Source organism: Staphylococcus coagulans (assembly GCF_022557135.1).
Lineage (GTDB): Bacteria > Bacillota > Bacilli > Staphylococcales > Staphylococcaceae > Staphylococcus > Staphylococcus coagulans.
The window spans coordinates 1,728,287-1,748,327 of sequence record NZ_CP092966.1; the positions used below are offsets into that span (position 1 = coordinate 1,728,287).

At 35.3% G+C, this 20,041-nt stretch carries 20 protein-coding genes; 3 read left to right on the forward strand and 17 right to left on the reverse strand.

All coding sequences use genetic code 11. The features are described 5' to 3' along the window. Positions 1-13 precede the first annotated feature (13 nt). The 15 genes from KM149_RS08230 to bshC form a co-directional block, all read right to left on the reverse strand. A complete protein-coding gene (locus KM149_RS08230; protein WP_165546160.1) occupies positions 14-784 on the reverse strand; it encodes a YlmH family RNA-binding protein in 771 nt (256 codons plus the stop codon). 580 nt (positions 785-1,364) lie between these two features. Next, positions 1,365-1,655: a YggT family protein gene (locus tag KM149_RS08235; RefSeq protein WP_060830060.1), complete on the reverse strand. Its 291-nt coding sequence runs from the start codon at positions 1,653-1,655 to the stop codon at positions 1,365-1,367. 11 nt (positions 1,656-1,666) lie between these two features. After that, positions 1,667-2,230, reverse strand: coding sequence for a cell division protein SepF (locus KM149_RS08240; RefSeq protein ID WP_050331291.1), 564 nt, complete (start codon positions 2,228-2,230; stop codon positions 1,667-1,669). A gap of 5 nt (positions 2,231-2,235) precedes the next feature. After that, on the reverse strand, positions 2,236-2,910 hold the full coding sequence (locus KM149_RS08245) for a YggS family pyridoxal phosphate-dependent enzyme (protein WP_241415288.1): 675 nt from the start codon (positions 2,908-2,910) through the stop codon (positions 2,236-2,238). After that, positions 2,911-3,723, reverse strand: coding sequence for a peptidoglycan editing factor PgeF (gene pgeF / locus KM149_RS08250; RefSeq protein ID WP_165546159.1), 813 nt, complete (start codon positions 3,721-3,723; stop codon positions 2,911-2,913). 140 nt (positions 3,724-3,863) lie between these two features. Then, positions 3,864-5,033 (reverse strand): cell division protein FtsZ, encoded by a 1,170-nt coding sequence (gene ftsZ, locus KM149_RS08255; RefSeq protein WP_050331297.1) that lies wholly within the window; start codon positions 5,031-5,033, stop codon positions 3,864-3,866. Between the two features lie 29 nt (positions 5,034-5,062). Next, on the reverse strand, positions 5,063-6,463 hold the full coding sequence (ftsA, locus tag KM149_RS08260) for a cell division protein FtsA (protein WP_050331299.1): 1,401 nt from the start codon (positions 6,461-6,463) through the stop codon (positions 5,063-5,065). 337 nt (positions 6,464-6,800) lie between these two features. After that, a complete protein-coding gene (locus KM149_RS08265) occupies positions 6,801-7,739 on the reverse strand; it encodes a cell division protein FtsQ/DivIB (protein WP_050331300.1) in 939 nt (312 codons plus the stop codon). Between the two features lie 15 nt (positions 7,740-7,754). After that, entirely contained in the window at positions 7,755-9,104 is a 1,350-nt protein-coding gene (gene murD / locus KM149_RS08270) for a UDP-N-acetylmuramoyl-L-alanine--D-glutamate ligase (protein WP_165546157.1), read from the reverse strand. Further along, positions 9,105-10,070: a phospho-N-acetylmuramoyl-pentapeptide-transferase gene (mraY, locus tag KM149_RS08275; RefSeq protein WP_016424824.1), complete on the reverse strand. Its 966-nt coding sequence runs from the start codon at positions 10,068-10,070 to the stop codon at positions 9,105-9,107. It lies immediately after the preceding gene. A 188-nt stretch (positions 10,071-10,258) separates the two neighbouring features. Continuing rightward, positions 10,259-12,409 carry a penicillin-binding protein gene (locus KM149_RS08280; protein ID WP_182281016.1) on the reverse strand — a complete coding sequence of 717 codons (2,151 nt, stop codon included), beginning with the start codon at positions 12,407-12,409 and terminating at the stop codon, positions 10,259-10,261. Next, positions 12,390-12,794 (reverse strand): cell division protein FtsL, encoded by a 405-nt coding sequence (gene ftsL / locus KM149_RS08285; protein ID WP_050331306.1) that lies wholly within the window; start codon positions 12,792-12,794, stop codon positions 12,390-12,392. Before ftsL ends, KM149_RS08280 begins: the two co-directional genes overlap by 20 nt. Positions 12,795-12,810: 16 nt before the next feature. Next, a complete protein-coding gene (gene rsmH, locus KM149_RS08290; protein WP_241415289.1) occupies positions 12,811-13,746 on the reverse strand; it encodes a 16S rRNA (cytosine(1402)-N(4))-methyltransferase RsmH in 936 nt (311 codons plus the stop codon). A gap of 15 nt (positions 13,747-13,761) precedes the next feature. Continuing rightward, positions 13,762-14,193, reverse strand: a complete 432-nt coding sequence (gene mraZ, locus KM149_RS08295) for a division/cell wall cluster transcriptional repressor MraZ (protein ID WP_050331308.1) — start codon at positions 14,191-14,193, stop codon at positions 13,762-13,764. Positions 14,194-14,338: 145 nt separating this feature from the next. After that, positions 14,339-15,952: a bacillithiol biosynthesis cysteine-adding enzyme BshC gene (gene bshC, locus KM149_RS08300; RefSeq protein WP_241415290.1), complete on the reverse strand. Its 1,614-nt coding sequence runs from the start codon at positions 15,950-15,952 to the stop codon at positions 14,339-14,341. A gap of 133 nt (positions 15,953-16,085) precedes the next feature. Here bshC and KM149_RS08305 point away from each other — a divergent pair, with 133 nt between their 5' ends. Further along, positions 16,086-16,541 carry an N-acetyltransferase gene (locus tag KM149_RS08305; protein ID WP_050331310.1) on the forward strand — a complete coding sequence of 152 codons (456 nt, stop codon included), beginning with the start codon at positions 16,086-16,088 and terminating at the stop codon, positions 16,539-16,541. A gap of 507 nt (positions 16,542-17,048) precedes the next feature. On the opposite strand, the gene KM149_RS08310 is transcribed toward KM149_RS08305, so the two are convergent. Further along, positions 17,049-17,735 (reverse strand): YjjG family noncanonical pyrimidine nucleotidase, encoded by a 687-nt coding sequence (locus tag KM149_RS08310; RefSeq protein WP_165546151.1) that lies wholly within the window; start codon positions 17,733-17,735, stop codon positions 17,049-17,051. 175 nt (positions 17,736-17,910) lie between these two features. Beyond that, positions 17,911-18,042 carry a beta-class phenol-soluble modulin gene (locus tag KM149_RS08315; protein WP_060830066.1) on the reverse strand — a complete coding sequence of 44 codons (132 nt, stop codon included), beginning with the start codon at positions 18,040-18,042 and terminating at the stop codon, positions 17,911-17,913. Between the two features lie 350 nt (positions 18,043-18,392). Here KM149_RS08315 and KM149_RS12025 point away from each other — a divergent pair, with 350 nt between their 5' ends. Further along, positions 18,393-18,464 carry an alpha-1/alpha-2 family phenol-soluble modulin gene (locus KM149_RS12025; RefSeq protein ID WP_106904272.1) on the forward strand — a complete coding sequence of 24 codons (72 nt, stop codon included), beginning with the start codon at positions 18,393-18,395 and terminating at the stop codon, positions 18,462-18,464. A gap of 168 nt (positions 18,465-18,632) precedes the next feature. Beyond that, positions 18,633-19,937 (forward strand): TrkH family potassium uptake protein, encoded by a 1,305-nt coding sequence (locus KM149_RS08320; protein ID WP_182281018.1) that lies wholly within the window; start codon positions 18,633-18,635, stop codon positions 19,935-19,937. Positions 19,938-20,041: the final 104 nt, after the last annotated feature.

Here is a 20,041-nt window from a genome sequence, read left to right on the forward strand (position 1 = left end):
CCTCCATCATACACTATTTAAATAAAGTTTGATAGGTGATTCTTAGTTTATCTTTTTTAGTACGACTCCCTATTTCAACCACTTTAGCGCGTCCATATCCTTGTATTGATAATAAATCCCCAGCTTGAAGCTGAAAATCAGCTGCCTCAATCAATGTGTGGTTGACTTTGACACGCTTACGTTGAATATAAGTTTTCGCTATGGTACGTGACTTTCTGATCATTTCTTTTAAAACGACATCAAGGCGTGTTGCACTGACTGTTGCTTCATGTGTCTCCCAATACGCTTCTGATTGTACCATATCTTCAAACGGGATAACATTAAGTTTAATCGTAGCCCCTTTAATACGTGTTAATTCTAACATGATATACGATTCCAGTTGTTTTGTCAAAACGAATTGTATTCGATCCGCAACAATAATATCGCCCACTTGTTCACGTTCAATCCCTAATGACATTAATGTTCCTAAAACATGTTGATGTTGAATCGTCACAAATTTTGAAGGATAGTGGATTTCAATTAAACTGATTTCAAAATCATCCAAAGTGGGTTCAAAATAAGTCGGCGCAATTACAGCACGGCACCTTTCAGCTTGATGTCCACCATTAAAAGTCACATGCAAATCACTAAAACTACCTACAATCACTTGCAACATATATTGACCACGTGGATCTAAAAAGTGTGTTAACACAGGCGCATACTGTGTTTCAGCCTGCCTTACTTTATCTAATAAATAATCGATTTGTTCATGTTCCTCAGGTCTAAAATGTTGATAAATATCCAAAGATGGAACTCCTTTTCATATTAATACATCCATTTTCATCGCGCTTCAATTAAATAAGTCACGAATAAAATATTTCCTATTAATTTTATCATTAATTTCGCATTTTAATAAAGAAGAAGCTTCTCATTCAATTCATTAACTTCAAGTTCTTTAATGATTGATAGCAAAAGTGTCGTTCACATCCATCAATTCATGATTAAACGCACAAACTAAAAAAGACGTTGAACTACGAAATCAGCTAGATTTCTGTTCAACACCTTTTTTGATGTATCGATTAAGTTAAGCTTATATAACCGATAGCGTAATACTGATTAATGGTAAATGGCTAATGATAATCTAAAGTACCTTGATTATCTCATTATGAGAAAATTACGCTCTTCATTTCTTCTTAAAATGTCAAAAACGTTTCTCAATCCGCCATTGAGAAACGCCTAAACAAATTATTGAATTAGTGATATGTGATTCATACAACACACTTCTAACACATGTCGAAACAAATAAGATTATCGACAATCTCAGTAATTTGAAACACAGTACATTTTTCATTCATGAGACATACGACCTTGTCGGTATACTCATACTAATAAAAATGATTAATGATTAAATTAAAAATGGATCGAAGTCCACGTTGAAATAAATTCAGTACGATAAATGCGACAATCGGTGATATATCGATAAAACCGAGTGGCGGTATTATTCTTCTAAATGGTTCTAAAAAAGGCTCATATATTTTAGCCATAAAGCGACCTACGACACTTTCACGTGCGCCTGGAAGCCAAGACATGAAAATATAAATAATCATACCAAATGTATAAGCTTCGACCAAAAATAAAAGAAAATTAAAGATTGTCGTGATTAACTGTATACTCATAGAATTCTCCCTTATTCATAATGATTTCCCATGGATTCGATATGATCTGTAATACTACCCGCAACTTCGACATTGTCAGGTGTACATAGAAAAATATCCGCACCCACACGTTGTATATCTCCTCCGATAGCATAAACTGTACCACTTAAAAAGTCTATGATACGTTTTGCTGATACTGGGTCAATGCGTTGAAGATTAACAAGTGTTGCACGACGGTTTTTCAACTCGTCTGCAATATCCTGTGTATCTGAAAATACGCGTGGTTCAAATAAACACATTTTTGAATTACCACTTTGATAATTCTCTTGGGCTTGATTCATACTCACCACATTCCCTTGCTCTTGTTTTTGTGCAACTTGGTATTGCTTATCATTTTGAGAAGACTTCATACGCGTAGTTTGTCGTTTATTAGGCACAGATTGAATTGCACGAGGTCTCTCACTTTGCTGTTTTGCCGGTTGCTGTGCATTATGTGATTGCTGCTCACGTTCTTGACGACGCTCTTCTTCTTCAATGAATTCATCATCATCTTCTTCGATTGAGAAAAAACCGTTAAACAGATCTTTAATAGCCAATGGATTCACTCCTCTTTTCCTACTAGACGCGTTCCAATTCTCACAAATGTCGCACCTGCTTCCGTAGCAATATGGAAATCATTGCTCATACCCATTGATAATTCGGTACATGGCGCATGTGTTAGATTCATTGCTTGGACTTCATCGCGTTTAATTTTAAGTTTTTCGAAAATTGATTTTAAGTATGCTGTATCGTCAGTATAAGGTGCCATTGTCATTAATCCGACAACATGAATATAACGATAGTCTTTTAACATTTCAATAAATGGAATGACGTCATCAAGTGATATACCATGTTTCGATGTTTCGCCTGAGACATTCACTTGGACAAAGCATTTAATTTTATGATGTGCACGTTTGCTAATCTCTTTAGCTAAACTTTGACGATCTAATGCATGTAAATAGTCTATTTCATCGATGACATCTTTCACTTTACGTGATTGTAATGAACCGATAAAATGCATTTTTACATCATCAGGTAATGCTGCTTTCTTTTCCAAAAAGCCTTCAATACGATTTTCACCAAAGTGCCGAAGACCAGCTTCATATGCTTCTATAGCTCGCTCTATTGTAACATATTTCGTCACTGCAATCACGTTTGGTAATGTTTCGTCGTCTCTCTGATGTGCGTGTTCTCGTATCTCTTGTTGAATTTCCTCTAAATTCGATTTTACTGACATTTATTCATTCCCTCTTTCATTCGATGATTGACCAATAAATGCTAACATTCTTCCCGTATTACCTTTTTCTACACGATACGAAAAGAAGCGTTCTAAGTCTTTGGATGTCGAATAATCGGTAAGATATATATTTGCTTTAGGAACGCCATAATACTCACATAACAATTGATTGGCATATTTCAAGTCGATGCCGTGTCTGTCTGTATCTCTCGTCTCAACATATGCCTCAATTGGGATAGGCAAGTTTTGAAATTTTTTCAATATATCATCGTTAATCTCATAACTATTCGATGTCGCAGGCCCAATCACCACATAAATATCTTTATAATCAAAAGGAAACTGATCTAGTACACGGTGCACAATCGTTGCTACTGTCCCACGCCATCCAGCGTGTGCTAGCGCAATATAATGATGTTTTGGACTGTAAAAATAAATCGGTACACAGTCTGCAAAGCACATAGTTAAAACCGTATCTGTATCATACGTATATAACCCATCCACACCGAATAATACATCATTCGATAATGCTTCTATATTTTTACCTCGATCCTCTTTTGATACTTCTAATACTTTAGCTTCATGCGTTTGAATTGGAAAAACCCAGTTTTCAGGGGAAAAACCTATTTCTTGACCCAGCATTTCTTGATGCTTTGTAATGTTTTCAGCTTTGTCTTCAACATATCTTGCCATGTTAAAGGCATCAGAAGGATAAGCACTTAAACCACCTTGTCGTGTTGTTATACCAATATGAACACCATGTCCTAAACTAGGCTGATAACTGAGATGATGCGGTTTTTCAACGAATAAATCCATAAAAATCACTCCTTTATGAATAAATGTAAAGCGCTTTAAATTAAGATGCCATTAAAAAAGCTAGGACAATGAAGAAATGACAATTGTCCTAGCAGTTCACTACACATTTAAGTGTATTTCATATATCAACGTATACACAATTAACGACGTGTTCTTCTTGAACGTCTTTCTTCTCTGTTACGAATAAAACTTGGAATATCATCGTCCGCTGTTGTATGACTACGTCCGCTTTCAACTTCTTTTTCTTGAGAAGTTGCTGGTGCATTGTGGCTACCGAAACTTGATTCTTTTGGTGCAGTTTGTGATGCACTTGCGCCAAAACCAGAATGACCTTGTTTACGTGCATGAGATGATGGTTTATCTTCAAAACCAGTCGCAATCACTGTTACTACAATTTCATCTTGTAGCTCAGGGTTAATCACCGTACCGAAGATCATGTTAACATCTTCATCTGCTGCATCTTGAACAATATCAGCAGCTTCTTGTGCTTCAAATAGTGATAATGATTCGCCACCAGTGATATTCATTAACACACCTTGCGCACCCACAATTGAAGTCTCAAGTAATGGAGAAGAAATCGCTTTTTTAGCAGCTTCTACTGCTCTGTTTTCACCTGATGACACACCGATACCCATCAATGCTGAACCTTGGTTAGACATAATAGTTTTAACGTCTGCAAAGTCAAGGTTAACTTCACCAGATACAGCGATTAAGTCAGAAATACCTTGAACACCTTGACGTAATACGTTATCTGCTTCTTTGAATGCTTCCATCATTGGTGTAGACTTATCAACGATATCTAATAAACGATCGTTCGGAATAACGATTAATGTATCAACTGCTGCTTTCATTGCTTCAACACCAGCGGCTGCTTGTGTTTGACGTTTACGGCCTTCAAAGCCAAATGGACGCGTTACAACACCGACTGTTAATGCACCCATTTCTTTAGCGATTTTGGCTACAACTGGCGCAGCACCTGTTCCAGTACCGCCACCCATACCGGCAGTAACAAACACCATATCTGCACCTTGAATGGCATCTTCAATTTGCTCTCTTGACTCTTCGGCAGCTTTTTTACCGATTTCAGGGTTAGCACCTGCACCTAAGCCACGTGTAAGTTTTTCACCAATTTGGATTTTAGATTCTGCTTTAGATAAGTTTAAAGCTTGTCCATCCGTGTTAATCGCAATAAATTCAACGTTGTTCATACCGTGGTCAATCATTCGATTCACAGCGTTGTTACCGCCACCGCCGACACCGATGACTTTAAGTGTCGCTAAATGATTAAATCCTTGTTCAAATTCTAACATTTAAATTTCCTCCTAATCTTTGTAGCCAATCAATCAAACAGTGATTTCATTATCTTTTTAAACTTGCTCTCTTCTTGTTTTGGTTGCGCTTGTTCATTTCGGTCTACATCGTCTTCAAATACCTCTACCGAAGTATCTTCTTCAACATGTTCTGATTTTGAAGTTTCTTGTGGTTGTTTTTTCGATTTTTTCTTGAAAAATGATTCAAATCCACCTACTTTAGGTTCTTGTCGTTTTGAATCGCTTTCAATAATCTCTTCTTCAATTTCTTCATTATCATGATTACTTATTGTAACATAATCTAATAACTCATCGAAAGCAATACTACTAGAAATTGTCGAAATTGCTGAAGAAAATTCTGGTTTTCTTACTCCCATTTGTGACGGTGTATGAATACGCACTTTTTCGCTGACCATATCCTGTAGTAATTCTTTTACACCTAGTAAGTTAGCAGAGCCACCGGTTACGACAAAACCACCGTTTACTTTGTTTAATCCTAATTCTGCTAAAATATCAAAAACATCAAAGAATATTTCTTCTACACGTGCTTCAATCGCATCACTTAATTCTTTTTGAGTGAATTGTGCAGGTTCATCAGAATCAAGCTGTTCAACACTGAATACATCTTGATCTGAAGCTGAGTCATAAAATGCATGTCCATATTGTTGCTTAATCTTCTCAGCTGTTTCATATGTAGTGTTTAAAAATTTTGCGATGTCTTCTGTAATGCGACGTCCCGCCTTAAAGACGACATCTGCATCAACTAATTCACCGCGTTCATAAAATGCAATTTGTGTAAGATCTTCACCGATATCGATGACACAAGCACCAAGTTCGCGTTCAGTAGGTGTTAAAACCGAACGATAGTTGAGTGAATCTGAATAGACATCTAAAACATCTACGCCACAAGATTCAACACATTTAATCGTATTAATTAAAATGGATTTATTGATCGCGATGACACCAGCATCCACTTGAAGTGAATGACGTGCGACAAGTTCTTTCGGATCAGAAACTTCATTGTCATCATCAACAATAAATCGAATTGGGAACGTATTAATGACATCCGTTCCAGGTTCGGCATTTTTCTCACGAATACCGTCGAGTACTTCTTCAATATGTGTCCCATTAATTTCTGTATCTTTGTGAAACTCAATTTTGTTTGTTTCATCAAAAACCTCTGTACTTACAATGGGTAACTTTAAAAAAACTTCTTTAATATCAACACTTGATGCTATTGATGCTTTCTTAATTGTGTCTTTAATCGCTTGTTTTGCAATATCAAAATCATCAATCAAACCATTTTTAATTCCACTCGTATAGGTCTGCCCTGTACCTATCACATTAATTCCGTTATGAAATTTTTCACCAACAATCGCTTTCACGCTTGATGAGCCGATATCTACACTAACATAATAATGCTCTTCCATAGATAGGCACCTCCTGACATTTCTTTACATAATTACACTATTATAAGTGTACAATAACAAACTATCAATGTGAACTATAAACACATTGGATTTTCAACTTTTTCATAAGACTTTAGTAGGAGATTTAAAAAATATAATTCAAATATTGCACTTCATTTTTTAAGAATATGAATTCGCAAGCATACTTTGAATTAAATTCATCCAAATCCTTTTATCAAACAACACAAATGACTACAAGTTTATTCTCATTTTTTGAGTCAATGACGACAACAAATGATTGAATTGAAAAAAGCTAATGCTACGATTTCAATTCAAATCATCGCTTTTTTAATCTTGCTTAGGAATCTTTTGGGTTGTCTTTTGTTTCTTCGCTATCACTGTTATCTTTGTCGTCTTTATCATCTTTAATTTTATTTAACGCTTTTTGCAAATCGTCTTTTGCTTCATCTTCAATTGCTGTGCCACTTTGAACTTCTTTCGCACTTGCCGAACTGCCTTTTTCATTTTTAACATTTTCATAAGGTATAAATGTAGCACCCACTGATAAATCTATGAATCCAGATTTTTTCAAATGACCCGATTCATCTTTTTCTAGTGCTTGAGACATGCTTGGATAATACTTGAGTTTATCGGCTATAGTTTTAATCTTACCTACCACTTCAATGCCATCTCTCATATAAAGTTTAATCAAATCCGGTTGATTTTTTTGCGGTGTACTTACAATTTCTGAAATTTGTCCCCGTGTTGTGCGATCCATTTTGTGAAGCGCTGTGATGATATCTTTTTTATCATCGCCTTTGAATCCTTCCAAGTATGGGGCTTCATTCGGTATTTCTCCTTTAAAATCTTTTAACACTTTGCCACTTTCAATAATAGGCACCGTTTTAGATTTCTCAGATGTTACACCAATAATTTCATGTTCTTTAACGTCAACTGTGAGATGATTAAACAAACCTTTATGAATAGAAACGGTATCGACTAAATCTTCTTTTTCAATTCTTTGTTCCGCGTCACTCGCAGCATAAGCATAAATTCTTGGGTGCTTATTAATTTTTAGTGCTTTTGTGATTTCTTGATCAGAAATATAATGGTTTCCATGTATTTCAGCATCTTTAATTTTACTTATCGGTGTAAACATATATAAGAGAATCAGTATGACTACAATGAGTAAAACAATAACGATATACCGTTGCCTACGCCGGCGTTTTACCAATTGCTTCTTACGTTTTTCTTTTAAATATTCATTATCAATTCTTGGTACCTTATTTTCCGTCATACAATGTCACATCCTTTAATGTGATGGCAAATGTTCACGAAACGCTTTAATAAAGTTCTCACCGCGCTGTTCAAAGGTATCATATTGATCCCAACTTGCACATGCTGGTGATAATAATACAACATCGTTTGGCTCAATAATATCTTGTACTTTAGCGACAGCATCTGAAACATCTACTGCTCGGATTACGTATTTGCCTTGACTCTCTCCTAGTTTAACAAACTTTTCTTGCGTTTCACCAAAGGTTACCATAACTCTAACATTCGACATATAAGGAATTAAATCATCAAAATCATTGCCTCGGTCTAAACCACCACACAACCAAATAATAGGTTGCTTAAATGAATTTAAAGCAAATTGAGTCGCTAACGTATTCGTTGCTTTAGAGTCATTGTAATATTTATTCGTTTTATTATTACCGATATACTGCAAGCGGTGTTCGATGCCTGAAAAAGTAGTTAATGACTGAATAATCGCGCTTACTGACACACCTGCTAATATCGCAGCCATAACAGCCGCTAAAATATTTTCAAGGTTATGTTCGCCTGGCAATACGATGTCATCCAAATGAATAATACGAACGCCATTATAGACAATATATTGATCTTTTACATAAATACCTTCAACTTCATGTTGTGTAGAAAAATATAAAATTTTTGCTTTAACTTTTGAGACATCAATCAAATGGCGTTGATGATAATTGAAAATCAAATAGTCACTTTCTGTTTGGTTCTGAAAAATACGCTTTTTAGCATTTTGATAATTTTCAAGATTTTCATGGAAATCAAGATGTGCTGAGTAGATATTTGTAATAATCGCGATATGCGGGCGGTAATGCTCAATACCTAACAATTGAAATGAGGACAGCTCTGTAACGAGATATTCATCTGCACGTACTTCTTGAGCGACTTTTGAAGCAACATAGCCAATATTTCCTGCTAGTCTGCCATTTTCTCTACTTTTACTAAACATGTCACCAATCAACGAAGTGACCGTCGTTTTTCCGTTTGTTCCTGTAATCCCAATAATCGGCGCTTCAGAAATTAAATAACTTAATTCAACTTCTGTTAAGACTTTCAATCCTTGTTTCTGTGCTTCTTGGATAATTGGGACTGTATACGGTATTCCCGGGTTTTTAAAAATAATTGGGGCTTCATCTAATAAGGCCAGTGGATGCGAACCACTCACGATATTAATCCCGATATCTTCTAAATCTCTAGCATGCGCGTCTTGCGAAACGTCATTCCCATCATTAACCGTGACCTCTGCACCAAGACGATGTAATAACTTAGCAGCTTCGTAGCCACTTTTTGCTAACCCAATAACGAGTACTTTTTTACCCTTTAGCCCTGTATAGTTAATCAATTAACTCACTCCAATCCACAAGCCAATTAAGCCTGTAATTAAACCTACTGACCAAAATACAGTAACGACTTTCCATTCGCTCCAACCAACAAGTTCAAAGTGATGATGAAGTGGACTCATTTTAAATATACGTTTACCTGTTAATTTAAAAGATGTCACTTGTATCATTACTGATAAAGTTTCAATGACAAAAACAAACCCAACTAATAAGAGTGACAATTCTTGATTCAACATAATTGAAATCGTCGCGAAAATACCGCCTAATGCCAAGCTACCTGTATCTCCCATAAACACTTTTGCAGGATTAATATTATAAGGCAAAAAGCCTGCAAGCGCCGCAACCATAATCATACAAAATACACCAATTGAAGGTTGCTCTAATACGAAACTCATAATTGCGTAAATTGTAAATCCAATAATAGAAAGACCTGTGGCTAATCCGTCTAAGCCGTCAGTTAGATTTACTGCATTAGAAAAACCAACTTGCCAAAAAATGATAAATATAACATAGGCATACGATAAAGGAATACTGATATCCGTGAAAGGTAAATTCAGATTAGTTGAGAAGTCAAATGCATTAAACACTTTTGCCACGACAAAAAATATAACTGCGATAGCGATTTGTGCTAAAAACTTCTGTTTACTTGTTAAACCTTGATTGTTTTTCTTCACTACAATGATATAGTCGTCAATAAAGCCAATTAAGCCAAAACCAATTGTGACAAAGAGCAGTAACAGCAACGGACTTGCTGGTTCTACAAATACACTTGCAATAATCGTTGTAACAATTGCACCAATTAAAAATGTTAATCCACCCATCGTTGGTGTACCTGTTTTCTTCATATGACTTTGAGGACCTTCTTCACGAATACTTTGTCCAAATTTCATCCTCTTTAAAGTTGGTATGAGTATTGGAACTAAAACTGCAGTAATGATAAATGCGATGATTGCGCTGAAAATTCCCATATTATTCTCCTCTATCTTTCATTCATTTTTTACCTTCATTTGTTTAAAAGATGTTGTTCTTCCTTCATTCAACTTAAATCTAAACAATCATATTTTACAAGGCGGAGATGAAGGAAAGGATTTCAAGCCCTTGTCCTCTCCTCACTCCAATGTGCGCCTTATTCAAGAATGATAGTTCTTCCATTCAGCTATTCTGTATTTTCAGACTCAAGCGAAACTTCAATTTTGCTTTTCTTATCAATTGCAGATTGTGGAGACTGAGATTGTGATTTTACAAATCCACTACCTTTAACTTTGACTTCAATACCTGTTAATGACTCAAATGCAACAATATCATCACGTGTCCAACCTGTCATATCTGGCATTGTCATATCACCATCTGTCATCAGTAATACATGACTGTTAGGTAATAGTTTTGCGTTTGAAGAAGGACTTTGGTTAATCACTTTGTCCCCATTACCGATAACGACTGGATTCAATTTTTTACCTTTAATTTCGTCTTCGGCACGTTGCACATTACTATTTTTAACATCTGGCACTTTATTGATTGTTGATTTGTCATTCACTTCATTGTTATCAACGTTTAAATATTGTAAAGTGTGTTTCATGATTGGATTAAAAGCTTTGCTGACACCCATTTCGTATGCTTCTTGGTCATTTTTTTGAGCGAGACTCATACCGGCATAAACAACGACACGTGGATTGTTGCTTGGTGCGTGTCCCATAAAGCTTACAAAGTATGGGTTAGGCCCTTTGACATAACCGCCATTGTCCGGATCGGCAACTTGGGCAGTTCCTGTTTTACCGCCGATACGATAGCCATCGATACGATAGTTTTTAGCGTGACTATCTTCACTGTTCACGACTTCATCCAATTGTTTATCCACTTTTTTCGCAGTTTCAGGCGTAATCGGTTTACCCGCTACCTCACGTTTACCTTCAAAGAATGTTTGATTAGAAACTGGGTTCATAATGGATTGAATAAAATAAGGGCGTAACATTTCACCTTTGTTAAAAAATGCGGATTGAGCTTGCAACATTTGCGCAGGCGTCACTGTTGTTGATTGACCGAACGCTGATGTTTTTTGCATTAACTTGTTTTCCCAAGCAATATTTCCTTTTTGTTCACCATCAAATAGGCTACCTGTGGATTTTCCAAAACCAAATTTTTCGTACCAAGATTGCATTTTGTCAGCACCCACAAGATCTTGAAGTGTCATCATGAGGGTGTTAGATGAGTATGTAAAACCTAAACTCATACTAATTTTGCCCCACCCTTTTTTGTTCCAGTCATAAATACGTGAGCCTTCAATATCTCTGTATCCTGATTCATATTTATCATTTGGTTTGAACTTTCCTTCTTGAATTGCTGCTGCTAAACCAAAGCTTTTAAATGTAGAACCCGGTTCATACGTATTTTGATATAAGTCATTTGCCCATTTCTTTCCAAAATCTTCACCTGTATCTGGATTAAAAGTAGGTCGTTGGCTATAGGCTAAAATTTCTCCTGTTTTAGCATCCATAACGACTGCGAACACATCTTTTGGGGCATAATGTTTGACCATATCATCGAGTGCTTCTTCGACAAACACTTGAATATTTGAATCAATCGTCAAATGTACATCATCACCACGTTTAGGTGCAACTTCATTTTTTGAATTTGGAATAATATAACCCCAGATATCTTTTGTAAAAGAGGAATGACCTTTTTTACCTGATAAATAGCTATCAAAAATTTTCTCTACACCAAGTGCACCTTTTAACTCACCTGTATCAGGATCCTTTTGGGCCATCCCTACTAAATGTGAAGCAAAGTTACCATTCGGATAAAATCGTTGAACTTCAGGATATAACGTAATACCCGGCAAATTGGCTTTCTCAATGATTTCTTTGTCATGATAAGTTAAGTTTTGCCCTGCTCGTCCAAATTCAACTTGGAACGCTTTTTTAGTATTAAGTCGTTTTTCAATTTCTTTTTCAGGCATATCAATGACTTTAGCCAGGACTTTTGCTGTTTTTTTCTTATCAACTACATGTCTTGGTTTTTTAGAGTCTTTACTCGCCCTTTTATCCAAAACAGCCGCTAATCTAAATCTATCGACATCTTCTGCAAGCACTTTGTTATTTCGGTCATAAATCTTTCCTCGTTCGGCATCTTGATCTAAATGTGCTAAATATTTTTCATTGGCGCGTACAATTAGATCTTCGCCAGACGAATGGCCGGTTAACATAATAAAACTATATCTTAAAATCAATAGAAAAAAGAGCAGCCCGAAAAAACTCATCAGGAGGACTGCTCCTAGCTTATTTTTTTTAATCTTAATTTTTCGTTTCGCCATCTTTACGCACTACCTTTATATTGTCGTTCTTTAAACTCATACCTTGTTTTTCGGCTTTTTCATATATGCGTTGATACGAAGCATTTTTCATAGTTTCTGACTTTAATGCGCTATTTTGACTGGATTGTTTTTCAATTTTTTGATCTAAATCTGCAATTTTGCCTCTTGTATCGTAAGCATCCATTTTTAAAGATAGCATATAGATACTAATAGCGGCAATAATTGTAATAAGTGCTATGTATAACATTTTTTCAAAGCGTGTTAATTTAACGGTAACTTTCTTTGTAACTGTTTGTTTATGTGTCGCTTGCTTTTTTTGCGGTCTTAATTTAGGTTGTTCTTCAACTTGTGGTTGATAAGCATCATAAATTCTTTCTACAGCCATATCTCTTCTCGCCTCTCTATTTTAAAATTTCTGCCACTCGAAGTTTGGCACTTCTCGCTCGATTGTTATCCTCTAAATCTACATCACTTGCTACTATAGGTTTTCTATTGACTCGTTTGAGCTTTGGCGTATAGGCGTCTGGGATTACCGGAAGCCCCCGCGGTACTTCTGGCCCTTTTTCATATTCTTGAAATATTTGTTTACATAATCGATCTTCTAATGAATGGAATGTAATGACTGAAATGCGTCCGTTTACTTTAACATGCTCAATTGCTTGTTCTAACGAGTCTTCAAATGCTGACAGTTCATCATTTACTGCAATACGAATCGCTTGAAAAACACGTTTCGCTGGGTGTCCCCCTTTTCGCCTTGCTTTTGCAGGAATGCCTTCTTTAATGCAATCAACAAGGTCAAAAGTTGTTTCAATCGGTCTTTCTTCACGTTTACTTTCAATTTTTCTTGCGATTTGCTTTGAAAATTTTTCTTCCCCATAACGAAAAAAGATTTTCACTAACGCTTCGTACGGCCACGTGTTGACAACTTCGTAGGCGGAAAGAGATTGAGATTGATCCATTCTCATATCAAGTTTTGCATTATGTTGGTAGCTAAATCCACGTTCAGGTATATCGAGTTGAGGGCTTGAAACGCCGAGATCATAAAGAATCCCATCTACTTTTTCAATATTCAAATTCGCTAAAATTTGTGCTAAATTTCTAAAATTATTATGTACAAAAGTCACTTTGTGAATGTCTTGCTGTAATTTTTCTTCTGCATGTTGAATTGCCGTGATATCTTGATCAATCGCAATTAAACGACCTTCATCAGACAACTGGCTCAAGAGATATTGCGAGTGCCCTGCGCCACCTAACGTGCAATCAACATAGATGCCATTTTCTTTAATATTCAATTGATCTACTGTTTCTTTTAATAACACGCTAATGTGGTGAAACACCGCGAACCCTCCAATTTAAAAATCAAAATCGATTAAGTCTTCTGCAATTTCTTCAAAACTTTCTTCAGACTCATCATAGAAAGCATTCCAAGTATCTCGGTCCCATATTTCAATACGATTTGAAACACCGATGACCGTACACTCTTTATCAAGATTTGCATACTCTCTTAATTTTGCTGGGATATTAATTCTCCCTTGTTTATCAATTTCCACTTCAATCGCACCAGAGAAGAACATACGCATAAACTTACGTGCGTCTCGTTTTGTCATAGGTAAGGCTTTCATTTTTTCTTCAATGGTTTGCCATTCTTCAAGTGTGTAACCGAATAAACACTTATCAAGGCCTCTAGTGATAATAAAACGTTCATTTAAGTCATAACGAAATTTAGATGGAACTATCATACGGCCTTTAGCGTCCAATTTATTTTCATATTCGCCCATGAACATTTTATCTCACCTCACCTTAAATATAATTTACCACATCTCCCCACTATCCTCCACTAATTCTGTAAAAATCTCCAAAATTTATCAAATTCGACATAAAAAAACAGTGGTTCGACTCAATCGAACCACTATCAAAAGCTTGATATTATCATGTTTTTATAATGATTTGCTCAAATGTGTAGTGAAGTGGAGGGAAGGTGGAGGATGTGAACATATCTATCCCAAATTGATTCAATAATTGGAGAGGATTCCAAACACGTTCTTGTAAGCCCCCCATTGGATGGAGTGTTTGTGACAAAATATGAAAATGGCGCATGCTAATTTCATTTTCCCGCTCAATGTTTTTTAAATAACGCGCTTTCAAATAATCATATTGATGTGTATGAATTTGATGGTTTTTCTTTAGCAACTTATGATTGTCTTCTGATTCCCCAACAATAGCATCTAATTTCTTATAAAATTCGATTTGCTGTTCACGCATACGTGCGATTTCGTTTAAAACTTCATCTGAAGCTTGAGCTCGTATAAAGCGTGCTTTCGCTGATGCTGTACCTTCAGCAATGACCTCGCTTAAATCCAAGTCATATGTTTCCAATAATTTTTCAACTTTTGGTGAGAGGTAAGTCATGCGCATTCGCGGTAATACAATTGGCATTTCAATGTCCATTTCATGAAAGACTTTTTGCAGCTCAGCCCAATATTTAATTTCACTCGGTCCACTAATAAATGCAACCGTGTTGAAAAGCCATTCTTCCATCAAAGGACGAGTCACAACATTATTTGAAAACATGCTTGGATTTTTATCTATTTCAGCTAATAATGTCGCTTCATCAAATGTCACATCAGATTTACTCAAACGAAACGCCCCATCTTCATACTTTATCATTTGGCGTTGATTTTCATAATGGATAAACATATGCACATTTGTATCTGTTTGAATCATCGGTGATAAACCATCTGCCACAGTTTCTTTTTGTTGTAATCTAAAAGCATCGTCCAGCTTTTGATGATTTTTAATGATTGATTGGAGAAGTGGTTTTTCTAACTCTCTTAATGGCTCAAATTGTGCATCGATTAAAAGCAAGCCCGTAGACTTAAAACACGCATGAATTATCTTTTTAAATAACATTGTCCAATTTGTCGCTTCATCAATCCACTGCAAGAGGTTTTGATAAAGTGATTTGGAATGCTTTGTTTCAGGCAAAACTTCAAAATAAGCACGTAATGTGTCTTTCAAAGCATCTTTGTCAGGTACATATCTGGATATATTCGATTCTGGTGGTGTCATTGTATGATATTTTACTTTCTGTATGTGACCCGTACGTTCTTGCATGACATAAGTGTGATTTACTTCATCAAAATCATGATCTTCACCGGCAATCCAAAACACTGGAACAACAGCTTCTCCATACATATTTTCGAGTTCATTTGCTTTAACTACAATGGAAATGATTTTATGGAAAGTATATAAAGGGCCTGTAAATAATCCCGCCTGTTGGCCACCAATCACCACTTTCGCACCCGCTTCAAGTGCTTCTATTGTACGTGCTTGTGTATCAGATAAAACCAAATCAGACATATAATCGCGAATTACTTTAGCAATTGCCTTTTCTCTTCCATTATTAGGCACTTGCAATCGCCGCTCAAAACTCTCCCCTTCAGTTGGATCATAATCATAAAATTTCAACACATCGTTATCTTGCTTCATGATGCGCTGTATAAATTGATCCCTCTCATTAACTGAAATACTTAAACAATCCATGCTCATTTCTCCTTAAACAGTATTCCATAACAGTATAAAGCTTCAATCAACATCTGACAATCTTACGGCTTGCTTCAAAAATTAAAATAAATAAGTTATAATTAAATTAATATAAACAAAGGGGGGGTATCACATGACTAAAGTTGAACACCTCGATATTAACTATAAAACTGAGGAACTTTTTGAGGACTTTCGTCAGAATTTTGGTAACAAAGATTTGTATATGGTGAATGAACTACATGGGGAAATGATTGATGCAAGCTCAGAATCACCGTTTTACGGCATTTATGTGGGTGAAAAAATAGGCGCAAGGATGGCTTTATATCGAAAAGGTGAAGTTGAAGAAACATATTTCCCTGATTATGAAGATTATCTCGTCGTTTGGAAGCTGGAAGTTTTAAAAAAATATCAAGATAAAGGTTATGGTTCTGCATTAATTGATTATGCAAAATCATTTGAATTACCAATTAAAGCAATTGCGAGATTTGAATCAAAGGATTTCTTTGTCAAAAATGGTTTTAAAGATTTAAATGCCAAAAATGATGATGGCCATGATATTTTAGTTTGGGATCCTCAAACTAAATCATAATTCATGCATAATTCATGTAAAATTAGAGTATAAATTATTTAAGGGATGGGACATCATCATATTCATACACCTTCACCCGTGCTAGGCTTGTCTTTATGATTGAATACGATATCCATCCCTTTTTATAAATGATTAAAAGTCATATGCAGTGATTTTTTGTAACCTGTTTCAGGACAATTCCAAACTGTATCACAATTGATTAAGGAGGCAGACTTCTACGTCCTGCCTCCTTATTTTAATAAGTTATAAATTCAATGACACAGCCTCCATTGGCCGTAGGGAACGGTACAACGCTCAGTCAGCTATTGCTCCTTATATGTTTAAAGCCTTTTGTAAATAAGATGCAAATATCACACTCTCGCCTTTTTACTTGATTTCAGTTGAATACCCACTCTGAACATCGCACATCTCTACCTTTTTAGCTATGTATCCACTATCAAATTGTAAATCAGTAAAATTGGGCTCAATTACACGTTCCCGTCCTCACCGGTGGAACCAATATACCATTTATCTCAAAATCTGAATTAAATCCTGAATATGTTGAATTGTATATGTGGGTTTGATCGCTGTTTTATTATGTAACTGACGATGATTGTACCAGCACGTGTCAATCCCTGCATTAATTCCACCTTGGATATCTGAAGTTAAAGAATCTCCAACGATTAAGAAATCATTTTTTTCATATTGATCAAATACGTTAAATACAGCATCAAAAAATTCTACACGCGGTTTTTGTGCCCCAATTTCATCTGAAATAAAAATGGAATCAACAAAAGTTTTCAGATCAGTTTGGGCAATACGTCGTTTTTGAGTATCTGTAACACCATTTGTCACAATAGCAATTTTATACTTACTTTTTAAATCATCTAATACCTTTTCAATGCCTTCTAACCATTTAATGGGCGCTAATGCTAACCCGTCACGAAAAGTTACATCTGCTTCGTATCCATCTACTTCCATCTGATAAGTTGAAAACGTTTCTATAAAACGATGACATAACACTTCTTGTTTTGTTATTTCTCCACGTTGGAATGCCTCCCAATGTGCTTGATTAATCTTTTTAAATGCTTTGTAATTATGTAATGCTTTAGGAACTTGATAGACGGCCATCAAATGATCATATGCTTTAACTTCCGCATCATCAAAATCAACTAATGTATCATCAAAATCGAATAAAATCACTTTATAACTCAATTTGTCCACTCCATTTTTAGTTAATCTGTTTTCAAGTTTACCAAAATCAACTTACAATTTTAAATAAAAAGAAAGACAACAAGTAGGTTCTTTTCACCACTTGTTGTCTCACTATTATATTCTATGTTGAATCGAACAATATGAGCTATGTTTGATTGTTAATTGAAAGAAAATCTTATCCAAAGAAACCAGAAATAACGTCAATACCTTTTGCTACAATATCTGCGATGCCTGTCCCCATAGTAACCCAATCTTGATCAATACCTGCTTGGATAGTATCTTTAATTACATTGATTAAATCTGACATTAAAATACACTCCTTTAATTAAGATAGATTTTTGTAACAAAGTGTTGCATTCAACAACTTTGTTGTCTTTACGATAGCCTATTTATTTTAAATTGTGTTATTTATTTCTTGAATGACAACAAAACATGCGCAACTGTACTTTTTACAATTTAATATATACAGTTACGCAACTTAATTGTCTTTATAAATTAATTTATATGCATATCTGTATAGAATAATGCCTAACTGTCATTGAATTTAACAATATTAGACACATACGCATAAAAATTTACTTATTAGGAAATATGCCACTTTTTTAATGACATTCCTTATATAATAAAAGTACAATTTATTCTAAGGAGGTCATTCTAATGACATGGGCAAGCATTATCTTAGGAATTGTCAAATTAATTAAAGGTCTAGTTGACACATTTGCAAAATAATATTTTTTCTATTATCTCAGTATTAATCTTTTATGATAAAGTAGGAAGATAGAGACACTTTTCTCGAGTGTATCCACTTCCTACTTTATTTTGTTGTTCAAAAAAGTAGAGACTTGTTTTTTCAAAATAACATGTTATTATATCCAAAAAAGAACTGAGGCTTTAATGATGTATAGTAAAAAACAACCAATTCAAATATATCTCACATTATTTTTAACTACCACGCTCATAGGAAGTATCCTTCTCTATTTACCGTGGACGGGTAAAAAGCCCATTTCTTTTATTGACGCAATGTACGTAGCAACGAGTGCTTTTACGGTTACAGGTTTATCAACAGTCGATATTACATCACAGTTTAATGTATTAGGAGAAACAATCATCATGCTGCTTATCCAAATCGGTGGTATGGGGATTGTTGCTGTTTCAATATTGGCATTAATTATATCTCAAAAGCGGATTAGTTATCGAAATAATCAGCTTTTCAAATTGGAGTTAAATATTGACGAATCATTAAATGTCACGGATTTTTCCAAATTTATTTTCATATTCACAATCAGTTTCGAAACAATAGGTGCACTTGTACTTTCAACTGTATTTGTGCCTGAATATGGTTGGTCTTATGGCCTTTTTATTAGCGTATTTACCTCTGTCTCTGCACTGAATAATGCAGGATTTTCACTTTTTAGTGATAACTTAATTACTTACGCTCATGATCCCGTCGTTAATTTGATGGTGGCTATGTTAATTATTTTAGGTGGTATCGGCTATATCGTTTTATTCGATATTGTCACAACACATCAACTTAAAAGATTGCAGCTTCATACAAAAGTCACACTTTTTGTCACGTTTATATTAATTGTTGTTGGTACATTAGGTTACTTTATCTTAGAATACGCACACGCTTTTAAAGGTATGTCATTTTCACAACAACTTCTAGCATCATTCTTTCAGTCTGTAAGTACCAGAACAGCTGGCTTTAATACCATCGATTTTTCACATCTCGCGCCAGGTACATTAATGTTGACGATGATTTTAATGTTTATCGGTGCTGGACCTATCAGTGCAGCGGGTGGGATTAAAGTTACGACATTCGCACTTGTGATTTTATATGTCATCACATCATTGAATGGGCACCGCCACACACATTTATTCCGCCGATCTATTGATCAAAAACAAATTCAAAAAGCAGTTGCGATTACGTTAACAGCTATGATGTTCGTGATTATGATTATCTTTTGCTTTTCAGTCGCACAACCTAACTTACAATTTGAAGCGATTGCCTTTGAAGTCATTTCTGCATTTGGTACAGTCGGTTTGTCTACAGGTATTTCGACGGAATATGGCTCAGTCGCTAAGTTGCTTATTATAATAACAATGATTGTGGGTAAAGTAGGTGTACTCACATTATTAGGACTCTTGCAGCATAGAACTAGAGAAACATTCCATTACGCAAAAAGCCACTTATACTTGTGATACTTCTTTCGAATTTGACAGTTACTGACAAAGATTGTGCTATCTTTTAAAACTAACGCATATTTTAGTCAGCAACTGTCTCTTTAATTTAAAAATGGATTGCA

Excerpts from the sequence above, each read along its gene's own strand:
- KM149_RS08280 (WP_182281016.1), bottom strand. The coding sequence starts at position 12,409 with ATGGCGAAACGAAAAATTAAGATTAAAAAAAATAAGCTAGGAGCAGTC.
- KM149_RS08320 (WP_182281018.1), top strand. The coding sequence starts at position 18,633 with ATGTATAGTAAAAAACAACCAATTCAAATATATCTCACATTATTTTTA.
- mraY (WP_016424824.1), bottom strand. The coding sequence starts at position 10,070 with ATGGGAATTTTCAGCGCAATCATCGCATTTATCATTACTGCAGTTTTA.
- ftsA (WP_050331299.1), bottom strand. The coding sequence starts at position 6,463 with ATGGAAGAGCATTATTATGTTAGTGTAGATATCGGCTCATCAAGCGTG.
- KM149_RS08305 (WP_050331310.1), top strand. The coding sequence starts at position 16,086 with ATGACTAAAGTTGAACACCTCGATATTAACTATAAAACTGAGGAACTT.
- KM149_RS08245 (WP_241415288.1), bottom strand. The coding sequence starts at position 2,910 with ATGTCAGTAAAATCGAATTTAGAGGAAATTCAACAAGAGATACGAGAA.
- ftsZ (WP_050331297.1), bottom strand. The coding sequence starts at position 5,033 with ATGTTAGAATTTGAACAAGGATTTAATCATTTAGCGACACTTAAAGTC.
- KM149_RS08265 (WP_050331300.1), bottom strand. The coding sequence starts at position 7,739 with ATGACGGAAAATAAGGTACCAAGAATTGATAATGAATATTTAAAAGAA.
- KM149_RS08315 (WP_060830066.1), bottom strand. The coding sequence starts at position 18,042 with ATGTCAGATTTAATCAATGTAATTAAAGATACTATCCAAGCAGGTATT.
- bshC (WP_241415290.1), bottom strand. The coding sequence starts at position 15,952 with ATGGATTGTTTAAGTATTTCAGTTAATGAGAGGGATCAATTTATACAG.
- KM149_RS08235 (WP_060830060.1), bottom strand. The coding sequence starts at position 1,655 with ATGAGTATACAGTTAATCACGACAATCTTTAATTTTCTTTTATTTTTG.
- ftsL (WP_050331306.1), bottom strand. The coding sequence starts at position 12,794 with ATGGCTGTAGAAAGAATTTATGATGCTTATCAACCACAAGTTGAAGAA.
- pgeF (WP_165546159.1), bottom strand. The coding sequence starts at position 3,723 with ATGGATTTATTCGTTGAAAAACCGCATCATCTCAGTTATCAGCCTAGT.
- mraZ (WP_050331308.1), bottom strand. The coding sequence starts at position 14,193 with ATGTTCATGGGCGAATATGAAAATAAATTGGACGCTAAAGGCCGTATG.